This is a genomic window from Methylobacterium longum (genome assembly GCF_022179385.1).
In the GTDB taxonomy this organism is placed as follows: Bacteria; Pseudomonadota; Alphaproteobacteria; order Rhizobiales; family Beijerinckiaceae; genus Methylobacterium; species Methylobacterium longum.
Genome location: NZ_BPQS01000002.1, coordinates 74,560 through 89,847, shown reverse-complemented (window position 1 = coordinate 89,847; position 15,288 = coordinate 74,560). Strand labels below are relative to the sequence as shown.

Here is a 15,288-nt window from a genome sequence, read left to right as displayed (position 1 = left end):
AGGTACGGAGTCGTGGTGGTTGCGTCGCAATATAAGGACATGCGTCCATGAGCAAGGCCGACGCGCGCATGGCGGGTGCCTCATATCGGGATTGCGGCCGCATGAGCCTGTCCAGCCGGAGCCGTAGCGGTAGAGATCAGCGTCGCGGGCTCCTCCGGGCGCCGCGGCGTGCCCTATATGTCGATGCGAATGCGGCTGCCGAACGATGACGTATGAGGCGGCGCCGGTGAGCCGAGCGTGCCGGGCGCCCGCCCCGGTCGTATGGTCGCACCGGCGCGGACCGATTCGGCATCGCCCTCGACAGGATGGGCCCTCAGCGGACGGACACGATGCGCGCGCTTGAGCCGCGGCTCTTCTCGTATATCTGGCGCTATTCGAAGGGCGATCAGCTCAAGATCTGCGCCGTGGTGATGGCCTCGCTGCCGTTCTACTTCGCGTCGCTCGACCTGCCCAAGCGCATCGTCAACGATGCCATCACCGGCAAGGCGTTCTCGCACGGCGAGGCGACGGCCTCGTTCCTCAACATCACCGTGCACTGGCCGGACGTACTCGGCGGCGGGACGACCCAGCTGTTCGAGGGCTTCCAGCTGGACCGGTTCGAGCTGCTGCTCGGGCTCTCGACCCTGTTCCTGTCGCTCGTCCTGATCAACGGCGCGTTCAAGTTCTGGATCAACCTGCAGAAGGGGATCCTCGGCGAGCGGATGCTGCGCCGGCTGCGCTTCCAGCTCTTCTCGCTGATGCTGCGGTTCTCGCCGGAGGCGCAGCGGGAGGTGAAATCCTCCGAGACGGCGACGATCATCCGCGACGAGGTGGAGCCGATCGGCTCCTTCATCGGCGACGCGATCGTGGTGCCGGTCTTCCTCGGCACCCAGGCCGCCACCGCGCTGGCCTTCATCATGATGCAGAACCTGTGGCTCGGCTTGGCGGCCGGCGGCATGGTCGGCGTGCAGATGACCGTCATCCCGCGGCTGCGCCGCGAGATCATCCGCCTCAGCCGGCGGCGCCAGATCGCATCGCGCAATCTCGCGGGCCGCGTCGCCGAGGTTCTCGACGGCCTGCCGGCGGTCCTCCTGAACGACACGGGCCGGTGGGAGCGGGCGGAAATCGGTGACCGCCTCTACAACCTCTACGACCTGCGCCTGCGGATCTACAGGCGCAAGTTCGCGGTCAAATACCTCAACAACCTGCTCGCGCAGGTCACGCCGTTCCTGTTCTACGCCATCGGCGGCGTCTTCGCCCTGAAGGGCGAACTCGACATCGGCCAGCTCGTCGCCGTCCTCGCCGCCTACCGCGACCTGCCCCCGCCCCTCAAGGAACTGATCGACTGGGACCAGCAGCGCCTCGACGTCGAGGTGAAGTACGAGACCGTGGCGGCGCATTTCGGCCCGCAGCGCCTCCGGCCGGCGGAATCCGAGACCGCGGCGGCGCCGCCGCATCTCGGGACGCCGCTCAAGATCGAGGGCCTGACGCTGCGCGACCCGCAGGGCGGCAATCCGGTCGAGGTCGGGGACGTGGAGGTGCCCCTGCCCGGCCGGTTCGCGCTGGTCCCGTCCGGCTCGGTCGCGCAGGAATTCGCCCGCGTCCTGGCGGGCCTGCAGTCGGCGCCGAACGGCCTGATCCGCATCGGCGAGCACGACCTCTCCACCCTGCCGCGCCCCGCCCATGCGCGCCGCATCGCCTACGCGAGCAACGAGCCCGTGCTGTTCCCCGGCACGGTGCGCGACAACATCCTCTACGGTCTGCGGATCTGCCCGCTGCGGACCGGCACCCTCGACCTGAGCCGGGCGCAGATCAACGAGGCGGTGAAGACCGGCAACCCCTGCGACAGCGTCGACGATCCCTGGATCGATTATCAGCGGCTCGGCGTCCGCGACGCGGCGGATCTCGACGAGCGGCTCCTCGACCTCCTCGTCCGGCTGGATCTCGGCGACGACCTGTACCGGTTCGGCCTCGGCGCGCTCAGCTCGATCACGCACGAGACGCCGGCGGGCCAGCGGATGATCGCGGCCCGGGAGCACCTGCGCGAACTCTTCGTCCAGAAGGGCCTCGCCGACCTCGTCATCCCGTTCGCCCGGAGCCGCTACAACGATCAGGCGACCGTCGGGGAAAACCTGCTGTTCGGCGTGCCGCGCGACCCGACGCTGACGGATCCGCGGCGCCTGGCGGGCACAACCCTGTTCCGCGAGGCGCTCGAGAAGGTCCAACTCCTCGACGAGCTCGATCGCATGGGCGTCGCCATCGCCAGCAACCTGAAGGACATATTCGCCGACGTGCCGCCCGGCCATCCGCTGTTCCGGCGCTTCTCGCTGATCACCCCGGACGCGCTGCCGGACTACCTCCATCGGCTCTCCCGCCTTCCGGACGAGGGACGCCTGAGCGAGGCGGACAGCGTCGCGTTCCTGGCCCTGACCCTGGCCTACGTGGAGCCGCGGATGCGTTTCGGCCTGCTCGACCAGGGCCTAGCCATGCGCATCGTCGGAGCCCGGGCGGTCGTGCAGGGCATGATGCACGGCGAGGACGGGTGCGACGTGGAATCCTACGATCCCAACAGGATCAACCCGCGCAGCACCGTCCTCGACAACCTCCTGTTCGGCCGCATCGACACCGCCCGGATGCACGGTGAGGCGCTGATCCAGCGGGAAGCGCGCGCGGTGTTCCGGGAGTTCGATTTGGAGCGACCGATCCAGCGGCGCGGCCTGGACAAGGCGGTGGGCAATCGCGGGCAGTTGCTGGCCGAGCGCGTCCGCGTGCGGATCGGCCTCGCCCGGGCGATCCTGCGGGACCCCGAGATCCTCGTCGTCGACCGCGTGGACGAACACCTGGAACACGGCGTCGAAACGCTGCTCGCGGTCACGGGCGCGGCGCTGCCCCGGGCCAGCTTGGTGGCAAGCCTCTCGGCAGAGGCGGATCTCGATCGGTTTCCCGAACGGCTGCCGATCCGCGGCGCCGAGACACGCCTGCGCACCGCGGCCGAATGACATCGGCGGGACACAGGGATCCGGCGGTTTACAGGTGCCCCGTCTGCGGCCACAGGTAGTCGCATGCCCACGTTTTCGGACGCGATCGAGACCCCGGCTCAGACGACCGGGAGGCTCGCCGACCTGCCCCGCGTGGTGCCGCCGCACCGCGTGCCGCCGGAGCGCGAGCTGCCGATTCCGGCCTATCTGCGCTCGATCCGCGACAACAGCCTGACGGGCTTTCCGCGGCGCGCCTTCGAGGAACTCGTCACGCGCCGCGGCCTCCTCGGCCGGTCGAGCTTCGTCCTCAGCGATCCGGAGGCGATCCGACGGGTGCTGGTCGAGAACCAGGCGAATTACGCACGGACCACCGGGACGACGCGCATCCTCCGCCCGATCCTGGGCGACGGGCTCCTGATCAGCGAGGGCTCCGCGTGGCGCCACCAGCGCCGCACCCTAGCGCCTGCCTTCACACCGCGGGCGATCGACGGTCTGGTGCCGCACATCGCCGCCGCCGTGGAGAAGGGCTTGGACGACATCGCCGCCGAGGCCGCGGCGGGTCCGGTTGACCTGTTCACGTCGTTCTACCGGCTGGCGCTGGAGATCGCCGGACGGGCCATGTTCTCGGTGGGGATGGACGCGCACGGGACCGACCTGCGCGCCTTCATCGCCGAGTACGCGGAGCGGATGGGCCGCCCCCACCTCCTCGACATCGTGATGCCGCCGGGCTGGCCGGTGCCCCTCGACTGGTCGCGGTCACGCTTCCGTCGGCGCTGGATCCCGTTCCTCGACCGCATCATCGCGGCGCGCCAGGCGTCGGATCGGCACGACACCGGCTCGGGGGATCTGCTCGATTTGCTGGCGACGGCGCGCAACCCGGATACGGGGGCCGCCTTCACACCCGAGGCGCTGCGCGACCAGGTCGCGACGATGATCCTCGCCGGCCACGAGACAACGGCCGGCACGCTGTTCTGGGCGGCCTACCTGCTGGCCCTCGCCCCCGACCTGCAGGAACGCGTCGCCGCCGAGGCGCGCGGGGCCGACCTCGCGGACCCCACCGGCTGCCAGAGCGACGGCCGGCTCCCCCTCACCCGCGCGGTGATCGACGAGACCCTGCGCCTCTACCCGGCGGCCTTCGTGGTCGTCCGCCGGGCGCTCGGCCCGGACACGGTGGCCGGCCACGCGGTGAAGAGGAATGACGTCGTGATGGTCAGCCCCTGGGTGCTGCACCGGCACCGAAGCCTCTGGTCGGATCCGGAGGCGTTCGATCCCGGCCGCTTCCTGCCGGGCGCGCCGCCGCCGCCCCGCTTCGCCTACCTGCCCTTTGGGGCCGGCCCGCGGGTCTGCATCGGGGCGCAATTCGCGCTCAGCGAGGCCGTGCTGTCGCTGGCCCGGTTGCTGGCGCGGTTCCGCATCGTTCTGGACAGTCGCGAGCCGGTCCTTCCGCAGGCGGTGGTGACGACCCAGCCGGACCGGCACCCGCTGTTCCGGCTGATTCCGCGGGACGAAGTCAGCCCCTGATCCCCGTAATCGTCGCAGAGATCGCCCGCGGATCGCGCATCGGCCAGCGGTCGGTCTCGACCTGCGCCAGGAAGACGTCGAGGAGACGGTTATAGGCGTCGGGCTCCTCGACCGAGAGGGCGTGGCCGGTGTTGGGCAGGACCGCCAGCGCGGCGGATGGAATCGCCCGCTTCAGCATCAGGCTTGGCGCGAGGCAGGGCCAGTCCTCGTCGCCGGCGACGATCAGCGTCGGCGCGGTGAGCCGGCCCAGGGCTTCCGTCAGGTCGTAGAGCGAGGGGCGTTCCTTCTGCACGCCGGCCTGCGTGTTGGCCGCGCCCAGCGCCGAATGTTCCGCCAGCATCCGCTTGAACTCGGCGTGCCCGCGGGGGTCCTTGGTCTCGAACTGCACCCGGGTCGGGCCGACGGCGTAGCGCTCGGCGAAGGCGGCCATCCCGTCCCGCCGCAGCGCCTCCGCGGTGGCGTCCGCCTCGGCGCGGAACTGGGCCTGCCGCTCGGGCTCAGCGCCGTAGCCGCAGCCGCCCAGGCAGAGCGACAGAACGCGGCCTGGATGGCGCAGGCCGAAATGGAGGGTCGCGAAGGCGCCCATGGAGATCCCCGCGACGTGGGCCTTCGGGGCCCCGAGATGGTCGAGGATCGCCAGGATGTCGTCGGCGGCACGGGCCTGCGTGTAGGCCGAGACGGCCTCGGGCACGTCGGAGGGCGGGTAGCCGCGGGCGTTGAACGCGACGGCGTGGTAGCGCCGGCCGAAATGGCGGAGCTGCGCCTCGTAGCTGCGGTGATCGCCGGCGAACTCATGCACGAAGATCAGCGGTGTCCCGCGCCCGCTCTCCTCGTAGTGAAGGCGCACCCCGTCATCCGTCGTCGCGCTCGGCATGTCGCTCCCTCCGCGGGTTCCCGAAGGATCCGGCCCGCAGCGCGCGACCCCGGTCCCGACCCTGTCCTCGATGCGACCCGTCCGTCGTTCCGGGACCGCGCCCCGGAAGGCGAATTCCGGAGCCGGCGCCGGTCGAAGGCCTAGCCCCGGCGGGGTTCCCCGTCCGGAGCTAGGCCTTCGACGGGGGCTATCACCGTCGCTGACAATCGGGGCGGCATCCGGGTTCCAACGTCCCCGAACATCGCGGACTTTCTACGCGGACGCGCCTCGCGGCGGACCGAGGCGGAACCCGCACGCAGAAAGCCGCACCCGGCTTACCGGGCGCGGCTTGCGCATGTCGATACCGGCGGGCGCGGTCCCGTTCCGGCTCAAGCGGCCTTCTTGGAAGCCGCCTTGGCGCCGCCCCTGTTGGCGGCGACCTCGGCGAGCTTCGCCGCCAGCTTGGCGTCGAGCTTGCCGCCCACGCCGAGCGGAAGCTCGATGTCGAGGCCGAGGGTCGAGACGCCCTCGCCGCGCTCCAGGGTGACTTTCACCTTGTCGGGCTCCACCGCGACATGGTTGGCGATCACCGCCAGGATCTCCTCGCGGAGCTGGAGCACGAGGTCGGGGCGACCCGACTCGGCCCGCTCGTGGGCGAGGATCAGCTGAAGGCGGTCGCGGGCGACCGCTCCGGAGTTGCGCTTCTGGAAGATCCCCAGGATGCTCATGCCGCCCTCCGCATGAACAGCTTGTCGAGGAAGGACTTGCGCTCGACCGGCAGGCTCATCGGCACGTCCTCGCCCTTGAGCCGGCGCGCTGCGTCGGCGTAGGCGCGCGCCGGGGCGCAGAGCGGGTTGTTGAGGGTCACCGGGCAGCCGAGGTTCGAGGCGCGCAGCACCTCCTGGCTCTCGGGGATGATGGCGAGCAGCGGGATCGACAGGATGTCGAGCACGTCCTCGGTCTTGAGCATGTCGCCGCGGTCGGCCCGGCCCGGGTCGTAGCGGGTGAGGATCAGGTGCTTCTCCATGTCCTCGCCCTTCTCCGCCTTGGCGGTCTTGGAATCGAGGAGGCCGATGATCCGGTCGGAGTCGCGCACCGAGGAGACCTCGGGGTTGGTCACGACCACGGCGACGTCGGCGTGGTGCATGGCGAGCTGGGCGCCGCGCTCGATGCCGGCCGGCGAGTCGCAGATCACCCAGTCGAACTTGTCGCGCAGCTCCTGCATGACCCGGGCGACGCCGGCGTCGGTGAGCGCATCCTTGTCGCGGGTCTGGGAGGCCGGCAGCAGGTGCAGGGTCTCCAGACGCTTGTCCTTGATGAGCGCCTGCGGGAGCTTGGCGTCGCCGTTGACCACGTTGATGAGGTCGTAGACGACCCGCCGCTCGGCGCCCATGACGAGGTCGAGGTTGCGCAGGCCGACGTCGAAATCGACGACGCACACGCTTTGCCCACCCTGCGCCAGGGCCGCTCCGAGGGCTGCGGTCGTCGTCGTCTTGCCGACGCCGCCCTTGCCCGATGTGACGACGAGAACCTTTGCCACGCGTCGATCTCCCTTAATCCAGAGCTGACTTAGTCTAAGCTCGCCATTCGGATGTTGCCGCCATCGAGCCAGACCTGGGCGGCCTTGCCGCGCAGGGCCGTACCCATGTCCTCCGCCGTCCGCACGAGGCGGTCGATCCCCAGCAACTCGGGCTCGAATTTGCGGCAGTAGATTCGTGCGCGCGGGTTGCGCGCAGCGCCGGCGATCGCGCGTCCGCGCAGGGCTCCGTAGACGTGGATGGAGCCGCCCGCCAGGATCTCGGCGCCCGATGAGACGGACCCCATGACGGTCACGTCGCCGGTCGGGTTGATGATGCTCTGTCCGGAGCGGACCGAGCCCTCGACCGTGATCGAGGTCACCACCTGCGGCTCCGGCTCGGCCGGGGTCGGGATCTCGATCGTCTCGGACGGGTGTCCGTTGACGAGGAGAGGCGGCAGACCTTCGGCGACCGCGTCGGCGCCCTCGATGCCGAGGACCGCGATGCCGCGGGCCTTCAGCTCACGCATGAGCGTTTCGAGGGCGTCCGGCTCGGGCTTGAACCGGGCGCAATCCAGGATGACGGCCCGGCCTTGCAGCAGGGTCGGCGATCGCTTGAGTGCCGCGTCGAGACCCGCGAGCCACTCGGGAAGCGGCGGCTCGGGGGAAAGGGCCAGGGCCTTGAAGGCCCGTCCGCGCAGGCTGAGCGGCCGGGGCGCGGAAGGAGCCGCCGCGGGGGCGGTCTCCGGATCGATCGGCTCGGGGTGGGTCTCGCTCATGTCCGCCCGTTAAGAGTCCTTACCGGACCATTGACGGCGGGTATGGTTACCGAAGGGTTAAGTTTCTGATCCGGTCGGCAAATTCTGCCGGGATCCTGGTATCGAGGGGTTCAACCCCGCTCCAACAGGTTGAGCTTGATCGCGTCGTCCAGGAGCCGGACCTCGACGGCCTGACCCCGGAAGGCGGGATCGAGATCGTCGGCCGCGCGGTAGAGACCGTCGATCGCCACGAGTTCCGGCTCGAACTTGCGGCACCAGATTCGCGCCGCCGGATTGCCCGCGGCGCCCGCGATGGCGCGGCCGCGGAGGGCTCCGTAGATGTGGATCGACCCCCCCGCGATGACCTCGGCCCCGGAGGCGACGGCGCCCAGCACCGTGACGTCGCCCTCGAGGTTCAGCACGGTCTGACCCGAGCGCACCGGCGCGTCGAGGATCAAAGACCGGACCGTCTCCTTGGGCTGCGGCTCGGTCGGCGCGGCTTCTCCGGGCGTGTCGATCTCCCCGGCCGGGCGACCGCCCGACAGGGCCGGCGGCAGACCATCCCCCAGGAGGGTGGGCGGCGCCCCCTCGATGCCCAGGACCGCGATGTTACGCGCGGTGAGTTCCGCGAGCAGCCCGTCGAGGTCCTCGCGGCCGAGCCGCAGGCCCGCGAGGTCGAGGATCACCGGCCGGCCGGCGAAGAAGTTCGGCGCGCGCCGGTTCAGGGCGTCGAGATCGCCGAGCCAGTCGCTCACGGGGGGCACGGGGGCCAGGACGGTGGCCATGAAGGAGCGGCCGCGGAAGCGGATCGGCGGGCGCACCGGCTCGGATGTCGGCTGGGTCACGGGCGTGTTCGGTGTCGCGGAAGGGTCGTCCGCATCCATGCGGCGGCGCCGCGTCCGGGGCAATCCCGCAACGCCCGGTGTGACGCCTTGGCGACCCCGCGGGCGCGTTTCTGTTGTAGAGAGATGCGCCCGCCGAGCCGGACAGGACCGTTGAGCAGCGCGACCACGCCCGCCATCCGACCCTTCGTTGTCGACGACCTCACCCGGGCGAACCAGCGCCGGGCCGCCGATCCGCGCGCCTCGGCCTGGGTCTCGGCCAACGCGGGCGCGGGCAAGACCAAGGTTCTCACCGACCGCGTGGTCAGGCTGCTGCTCGACGGCGCCCCGCCCGGGCGGATCCTGTGCCTGACCTTCACCAAGGCGGCCGCCGCCAACATGGCGATCCGGGTGTTCCGCCTCCTCGGGCGATGGGTCACGCTGGACGACGCGGCGCTGGCCGCCGAACTCGAAGAGCTGACCGGCGAGCGGGCGGGGGCGGAGCGCCTGCGCATGGCGCGGCGGCTCTTCGCCCGGGCCGTGGAGACACCCGGAGGCCTCAAGATCGAGACCCTCCACGCCCTGTGCGAGCGCCTGCTGCACATGTTCCCCTTCGAGGCGAACGTGCCGGCCCGCTTCGTGGTGCTCGACGAGGCCAAGGCGCGGGAACTCTTCGACATCGAGATGGCCAACGTGCTGGCGGACGCCGTGTCGAACGGCGACACGCCGCTGAGCGCCGCTCTGGCCCGGGTGGCCCCGGAGGCGACAGGCGACACGCTCCGGGCGGCGATCCGCTCGGCGATGCGCGCCCGGGGCCTCGTGGGTGATTCGGCCGGCCTCGAAGCCGCGTTCGCCCGCCTGCACGACGCGCTGGGTCTCGCCGCGGAGGAGAGCGCCGAGCGGATCGAGGCGGCGATCCTGGAGGGCGGCGCCGGCTGCCGGCCGGACGATCGGGCCGCCCTGATCCAGGCGCTGCGCACCGGCAAGGCCAACGACGAGAAGCTCGCCGACGCCCTGGCGGCCGCCGAGGCCGAGCGGGCGCGCTCCGAGGACCTCCCGGACCGGTCCGAGGCGCTGGCGCTGTACCGGGCCGTCTTCTTCACCCAGAAGGACGAGCCGAAGGCCGACGGCAGCCTCGGGACCAAGAGCGTTCCGGCCGGCGTGAAGGAGGTCCTGATCGCGGAGCGCGACCGTCTGGACCCGCTGTCGGACCGCCTGCGCGCCGCCCGCGCCCATGCGCGGACTCACGCCTTGTTCCTGTTGGCCGCCGAGATCCACCGCCGCGTCGAAGCCCAGAAGGCCCGGCTCGGCGCCCTCGACTTCGACGACCTGATCCACAAGGCCCTGGACCTGCTCGGCCGGGTCGGCGCCGGCTGGGTCCTGTACAAGCTCGACCGCGGCATCGACCACGTGCTGGTCGACGAGGCGCAGGACACCAACCCCGAGCAATGGGCGATCCTGCGCGCCATCACGCAGGAATTTGCCGCCGGCGAAGGCGCGCGCACCGGCAGCCGCACGCGTTTCGCGGTGGGCGATCCCAAGCAGTCGATCTACGGCTTCCAGGGTGCGGAGCCGCGGGAATTCGCCCTGACGCGGGCCTCCTGGATCGCCGAATCGCGCGCGGCCGGGTTGGACTTCGCGGACGTGCCGCTCACCCTGTCGTTCCGCTCGACCAGCCTGGTTCTGCGCGCCGTCGACGCGGTGTTCGCCCTTGACGCGCACAACGAGGGCCTGTCGTTCGAGGACACGGTGCGCCGGACCGTCCATGCCAGTGCGCGGCCCGACGCCCCCGGCGCGGTCGAGCTCTGGCCCATCGCCGAGCCGGAACCCACGGCCGAGCCGGATGCCTGGACGGCCCCGGTGGACGCCCTGGAGACCAGCGCCCCCGCGATCATCACCGCGCGGCGGGTGGCGCAGGCGGTACGAACCTGGACGAGCCAGGGCGATGCCACGGGCCGGGCGTGGCGACCCGGCGACGTGCTGATCCTGGTCCGCAAGCGCGGCCCGGCCTTCGAGGAGGTGATCCGCGCGCTCAAAAGCCTCGGCGTCCCGGTGGCCGGGCAGGACCGGCTGGAGGTCTCCGCCCATATCGCGGTGGCCGATCTCGTGGCTGCCGGGCGGGCCGGGCTCCTGCCCGCCGACGACCTGACCCTCGCGACGGCTCTCAAGACGCCCCTGGTCGGCCTCACCGACGAGGACCTCGTGCGGATCGCGGCCCGTCGCGATCTGTCGGAGACGCTGGAGGACGCCCTTCATCGCCACGCCGCGTCGGGCGATGCGGCGGCGCGGCGCGGCCTGGAGACGCTCGCGGAGTGGATCGCGCTCGCGGGCCTCCACGGGCCGTTCGGCTTCTACGCCCGGCTGCTGGGGCCGCAGAATGGCCGGGCCAAGCTGGTCGCCCGACTCGGGGGTGAGGCGGGCGACGCCATCGACGTGTTCCTCGCCGCCGCCGCACAGGCCGAATCCGCCGAGGACGCGCCCTCGCTGGGCGGCTTCCTCGCCCGCTACATCGATGCCGAGGCCGGACACACGGTCAAACGCGACCTCGAATCGGGCCGCGACGAGGTCCGGGTCATGACGGTGCACGGCGCCAAGGGCCTGGAGGCGCCGGTGGTGGTAGTCCTCGACGGGTGCGAACCCCTCGGCCGCAACGATCCGCCCCTGCTGCCCCTGGCGGCGAACGGAGCCGTGGTGCCGCCGGTCTGGTCCAGCGGCCGGACGCAGGATTGCGCGGCGACGGAGACCGCCCGTGCCGCCCTGCTCGCCCGGGCGCGGCAGGAGCACAACCGCCTCCTCTACGTGGCCATGACCCGGGCGGCCGACCGGCTGATCGTCGCGCCCTTCCGCGGCCACGAGCGCGAGACCGAGACAGCCTGGTGCCGGATGGTGCAGGCCGGCCTCGAGGCCGCGCTGGGCACGGGCCGGATGGTCGAGCTGCCCTACGGACCGGCGACGGTCTGGCACGACGGCAGCGACGCATCCCGCGCACCCGAGGTGCCGCGTCCAGCGGCGGCGCCACGGCCTGCGCCGGACTGGCTGCGCAGCCCGGTTCCGCCGGAGCCGGAGTTCCAGACGCTCAGTCCCTCAGACGCCCTCCGCGCGGCGGACGGCGCCCGCGTTCCGCCGCCGCGCCTGGCGGAGGCCCAGGCCCGACGCCGCGGCATCCTGATCCACGCGCTGCTCCAGCATCTGCCCCGCGTCGAACCGGCCCGCCGCGAGGCGGCCGGGCTGGCCTTCGTGCAGGCACGGGCGCCGGGGCTGCCCCGGCCGGCCTTCTACGGATTGGTGCGATCGGTCCTGCGCATCATCGACGACCCGGATCTCGCCCCCCTCTTCGCGCCCGACGCGCGTGCCGAAGTGAGCCTGTCGGGTCGGGTGCGGGCGGGGGGCGCCGAGCGGCCGGTCCAGGGCCGCGTCGACCGCCTGTCGGTGACGGCCGACACCGTGCGGATCGCCGATTTCAAGACCGGGCGCCCGCCCGAGGCGGAGGCGCCGCTGCCCCCCGCGGAGGCCGGACAGATCGCCGTCTACGCACGGCTTCTCGGTCAGATCTATCCGGGCCTGACAATCCGTCCGATGCTCATCTGGACCTCGGGACCGGTAATCCGCGAGCTGAGCGCGGACGACATCGCGGCGGCCCTCGACCGGGCCGGGATCTCCGCCTGACGCGGAGTCGATGCGGCCTTCGGTGATTGCGTCGTTCGGCGCGGTCCGGCCGGGCGCAGGAGTGGAGCGACGCGACCGGACGGGCCTGACCGACTGGGCGTCCGGTCGACCCTCCGCTACGGGTCCGGCATGCGCCAGCACACATGCGTGGGGTGCATCCCCATCAGAGCGCTCGCCCGAGGGGCTCGACTTCTTGACCGCACGCGGGCCCGTCTCCAATTCTGGATGGACCGCGCGGGCCCCTGCCCGCTCGACGCCGCACGACGTGCGGCGCAGACCGAAAGGTAACGTGATGGCGACGGTGAAAGTAACCGACGCGAGTTTCGAGCAGGACGTACTCAAGTCCGCCGAGCCGGTCGTGGTGGATTTCTGGGCGGAGTGGTGCGGCCCCTGTCGCCAGATCGGCCCGGCGCTCGAGGAGATCGCGACCGATCTCCAGGGCAAGGTGAAGATCGCCAAGGTCAACGTGGACGAGAATCCGCAGATCGCCGCCCAGTACGGCATCCGCTCGATCCCGACGCTGCTGCTGTTCAAGAACGGCGAGCGGGTCGACCAGAAGGTCGGCGCGGCCCCGAAGGGTGATCTGTCTCGTTGGATCGGTGCGCAGACCGCCTGATCCCGCGCATCGGGCACGCAAAAAGAAAGCCCGGCCGCAAGGCCGGGCTTTCTCGGTTTCAGGACCCAATTTTTATAGCAGGCCCCGGGCTTGTGCCCGGGACCGGTCGTCCGGTCTCAGTACGAGCCGAACTTGTAGTTCAGGCCGGCGCGGACGACGGCGAACTCGGCGTTGTTGCGAACCGGCACGTTGTTGAACACCGGCACCAGACCGGCCGGGGTGATGTAGCCACCGACCAGCGGCAGACCCGTGTTGCGGCCCTGATCGAGGTTCACGTACAGGCCTTCGACCTTCAGCGTGACGGCCGAGGAGCGGAAGAAGTTCAGGAACGAGTCGGTGGGCAGGGCGTACTCGATACCGCCGCCGACCGTCCAGCCGGTGACGAAGCTGCTGCGGCTGCCGGAGAAGTTCTGGAACGCGACGCGCGCGCCCTGGTCGCCCGTGGCGTAGGCGAAACCACCGGTGCCGTAGAACAGCACGCGGTCGAAGGCGTAACCGAGGCGGCCGCGAACGGTGCCGAAGAAGTCGAGCGTGCTGAGCAGGCCGTTGGCCGGCACGAAGTTGCCGAAGCCGGCGCCCGGGGCACCCGCGATGGCGAAGCCCTGGCGACGGCCGCCGAAGTCGAGGTACTGAGCGTCAGCCTCGAAGCCGACGACGACACCCGTGCCCGGGGTGAACTGGTAGTTGTAGCCGATCTGGCCACCGCCGGAGAAGCCTTCGTTCTGGTTACGGCCGTAGGTCAGCGAGGAGCCCGGGGTCAGGATCGGCGGGACGAACAGGCCGCCGGCGGCCGTGATCGCCACCGGGTTGGCGCCCGGGATCTGCGTGAAGCTGTTGTTGCCGTTGCTGCTGGCGTCGAAGGCGTAGCCGGCATTGATACCGAAGTAGGCGCCGGTCCAGGTGAACACCGGAACGGGCGTGAAGATCGGCGGCGGCGCAGCGCGGCGCGGCAGGTCGGCGGCCGAAGCGGCGGCGGTGAGCGCCGTGAAGGCGGCGAGAGAGGTGAGAAGCTTCTTCATTACTGTGATCCCCAGCATTAGCCCGATCGCCAGTGAAATTATGCGATCGTGACCGCCGTGGATGTAGCTTAGCTGCCACAGCCGCTGGAAAGCGTGGCCGTGGCGGGCTGTCGGCGGGATCAATTGCGGCGAATCGACGACCTTCCGAAGCGGGAGTCCAGAGCTGGCGAGATGTCCAGTGAGGATCCGTGAGCCGACTGCAGCCGACTCGGCCCCGCCCAGACTGGCGACGACTCAGACAGGCGGGGTGTCGTTGGCCGCCAAGACTAAGCCGGCCAAGTAGAGCGACCCGCAGATCAGGATCCGGGGCGGACGCTCGAAGGAAATGTCTTTCACGAGTGCGAGAGCCGCCTCGACGCTCGGCGCCGCATAGGTCGAGAGGCCGACGCTCTCGCCGATCCGGGCGACCTCCTCGGCGGGGCGTGCCGCCAGCGTTCCTGTGATCGGGACGGCGACGAGGGCGCGCGCGAGACCGACGAAATTGCGCAGGAAGCCGTCGGCGTCCTTGGTGCCGAGCAGACCGACGACGAGCACCAGCGGCACGTCGCTCTTCTCGCCCAGATCCGCCATCGCGGCGGCCAGGATCCGGCCTCCGTCGACGTTGTGGCCGCCGTCGAGCCACAGCTCGGCGCCGGGATCCAGTTGCGCGGCGAGGCGCCCGCGGCCGAGGCGCTGCAGCCGGCCGGGCCAGTCGACGTCGGTGAGTCCCTTCTCCAGCGCCTCGATGCCGATGTCGCCGAATCCTGCGGCGCGCAGCGCCGTGATCGCCGTCCCGGCGTTGACCAGCTGGTGCCGGCCGGCGAGCTTGGGACGCGGCAGGTCGAACAGATCGGTCTCGTCCTGATAGACGAGGCGACCGCGCTCCTCGTGGACGGAGAAATCCTGGTTGCCCACCAGGATCGGGCCGGCCCCGACCGCCTCGGCGCGGCGGCACAGCACGGCGTCGGCCTCGGCGTAGTCCTGCGCGGCGATCACCGCGGGACAGCCGCGCTTGAAGATCCCGGCCTTCTCGGTCGCCACCGATTCGACCGTGTCGCCGAGGTACTCGGCGTGGTCGCGCCCGATCGGCGTGACCACGGAGCAGGCCGGCTGCGCGATCACGTTGGTGGCGTCGAGCCGGCCGCCGAGGCCGACCTCGAGCAGCAGCACGTCGGCCGGGCTCTCGGAGAACAGCAGCAGGGCGGCCGCCGTGGTGATCTCGAACATGGTGATCGGCTCGCCGTCATTGGCGGTCTCGCAGCGCGAGAACGCGTCGGCCAGCCGGTCCTCGTCCACGAAATGGCCGCCGCCGATGCCGCCGATCCGGATCCGCTCGTGGAAGCGCACGAGGTGCGGCGAGGTGTAGACATGTGCGGCGAGGCCGCCCGCTTCGAGGATCGCCCGCATGAACGCGATGGTCGAGCCCTTGCCGTTCGTCCCAGCGACGTGGATCACCGGCGGCAGCCGATGCTCCGGATGGTTGAGGCGCGCGAGCAGCCGCTCGATCCGCCCCAGCGACAGATCGATGGTGCGGGGATGCAGCGCCAGGAAGCGCGCCATCAGGGCATCGGACGAGGCCATG

11 protein-coding genes are annotated in these 15,288 nt (G+C 71.1%); 4 read left to right on the top strand and 7 right to left on the bottom strand.

Annotated elements, in window-relative coordinates; genetic code table 11:
• Window positions 1–329 precede the first annotated feature (329 nt).
• Together MFF58_RS02195 and MFF58_RS02190 are read left to right on the top strand one after the other, a co-directional pair.
• Window positions 330–2,978 carry an ABC transporter ATP-binding protein gene (locus tag MFF58_RS02195; RefSeq protein ID WP_238284990.1) on the top strand — a complete coding sequence of 883 codons (2,649 nt, stop codon included), beginning with the start codon at window positions 330–332 and terminating at the stop codon, window positions 2,976–2,978.
• Between the two features lie 63 nt (window positions 2,979–3,041).
• Complete coding sequence (locus MFF58_RS02190) at window positions 3,042–4,478, top strand: cytochrome P450 (protein ID WP_238284988.1); 1,437 nt, start codon at window positions 3,042–3,044, stop codon at window positions 4,476–4,478.
• On the opposite strand, the gene MFF58_RS02185 is transcribed toward MFF58_RS02190, so the two are convergent.
• From MFF58_RS02185 to minC (MFF58_RS02165), 5 genes are all read right to left on the bottom strand, one after another.
• On the bottom strand, window positions 4,468–5,352 hold the full coding sequence (locus MFF58_RS02185; RefSeq protein WP_238284987.1) for an alpha/beta fold hydrolase: 885 nt from the start codon (window positions 5,350–5,352) through the stop codon (window positions 4,468–4,470). The two genes, MFF58_RS02190 and MFF58_RS02185, sit on opposite strands and share 11 nt — an antisense overlap.
• Before the next feature lie 368 nt (window positions 5,353–5,720).
• Window positions 5,721–6,059, bottom strand: coding sequence for a cell division topological specificity factor MinE (minE, locus tag MFF58_RS02180; protein ID WP_238284986.1), 339 nt, complete (start codon window positions 6,057–6,059; stop codon window positions 5,721–5,723).
• Window positions 6,056–6,871 carry a septum site-determining protein MinD gene (gene minD, locus MFF58_RS02175; RefSeq protein ID WP_238284984.1) on the bottom strand — a complete coding sequence of 272 codons (816 nt, stop codon included), beginning with the start codon at window positions 6,869–6,871 and terminating at the stop codon, window positions 6,056–6,058. Before minD ends, minE begins: the two co-directional genes overlap by 4 nt.
• A 29-nt stretch (window positions 6,872–6,900) precedes the next feature.
• Window positions 6,901–7,626, bottom strand: a complete 726-nt coding sequence (gene minC, locus MFF58_RS02170) for a septum site-determining protein MinC (protein ID WP_238284983.1) — start codon at window positions 7,624–7,626, stop codon at window positions 6,901–6,903.
• Between the two features lie 110 nt (window positions 7,627–7,736).
• Window positions 7,737–8,390 (bottom strand): septum site-determining protein MinC, encoded by a 654-nt coding sequence (gene minC / locus MFF58_RS02165; RefSeq protein WP_238285316.1) that lies wholly within the window; start codon window positions 8,388–8,390, stop codon window positions 7,737–7,739.
• Window positions 8,391–8,573: 183 nt separating this feature from the next.
• Here minC (MFF58_RS02165) and addA point away from each other — a divergent pair, with 183 nt between their 5' ends.
• Window positions 8,574–12,092 (top strand): double-strand break repair helicase AddA, encoded by a 3,519-nt coding sequence (gene addA, locus MFF58_RS02160; RefSeq protein ID WP_373323248.1) that lies wholly within the window; start codon window positions 8,574–8,576, stop codon window positions 12,090–12,092.
• Window positions 12,093–12,384: 292 nt separating this feature from the next.
• Entirely contained in the window at window positions 12,385–12,708 is a 324-nt protein-coding gene (trxA, locus tag MFF58_RS02155; RefSeq protein WP_010682902.1) for a thioredoxin, read from the top strand.
• A 116-nt stretch (window positions 12,709–12,824) separates the two neighbouring features.
• Here trxA and MFF58_RS02150 read toward each other — a convergent pair whose 3' ends face one another.
• On the bottom strand, window positions 12,825–13,727 hold the full coding sequence (locus MFF58_RS02150; RefSeq protein WP_238284981.1) for an outer membrane protein: 903 nt from the start codon (window positions 13,725–13,727) through the stop codon (window positions 12,825–12,827).
• A 234-nt stretch (window positions 13,728–13,961) separates the two neighbouring features.
• Window positions 13,962–15,287, bottom strand: coding sequence for a bifunctional folylpolyglutamate synthase/dihydrofolate synthase (locus MFF58_RS02145; protein ID WP_238284980.1), 1,326 nt, complete (start codon window positions 15,285–15,287; stop codon window positions 13,962–13,964).
• Between the last annotated feature and the right edge of the window lies 1 nt (window position 15,288).

Excerpts from the sequence above, each read along its gene's own strand:
- MFF58_RS02145 (WP_238284980.1), bottom strand. The coding sequence starts at position 15,287 with ATGGCCTCGTCCGATGCCCTGATGGCGCGCTTCCTGGCGCTGCATCCC.
- minC (WP_238284983.1), bottom strand. The coding sequence starts at position 7,626 with ATGAGCGAGACCCACCCCGAGCCGATCGATCCGGAGACCGCCCCCGCG.
- MFF58_RS02190 (WP_238284988.1), top strand. The coding sequence starts at position 3,042 with ATGCCCACGTTTTCGGACGCGATCGAGACCCCGGCTCAGACGACCGGG.
- addA (WP_373323248.1), top strand. The coding sequence starts at position 8,574 with ATGCGCCCGCCGAGCCGGACAGGACCGTTGAGCAGCGCGACCACGCCC.
- MFF58_RS02185 (WP_238284987.1), bottom strand. The coding sequence starts at position 5,352 with ATGCCGAGCGCGACGACGGATGACGGGGTGCGCCTTCACTACGAGGAG.
- MFF58_RS02150 (WP_238284981.1), bottom strand. The coding sequence starts at position 13,727 with ATGAAGAAGCTTCTCACCTCTCTCGCCGCCTTCACGGCGCTCACCGCC.
- trxA (WP_010682902.1), top strand. The coding sequence starts at position 12,385 with ATGGCGACGGTGAAAGTAACCGACGCGAGTTTCGAGCAGGACGTACTC.
- minE (WP_238284986.1), bottom strand. The coding sequence starts at position 6,059 with ATGAGCATCCTGGGGATCTTCCAGAAGCGCAACTCCGGAGCGGTCGCC.
- minC (WP_238285316.1), bottom strand. The coding sequence starts at position 8,390 with ATGGCCACCGTCCTGGCCCCCGTGCCCCCCGTGAGCGACTGGCTCGGC.
- MFF58_RS02195 (WP_238284990.1), top strand. The coding sequence starts at position 330 with ATGCGCGCGCTTGAGCCGCGGCTCTTCTCGTATATCTGGCGCTATTCG.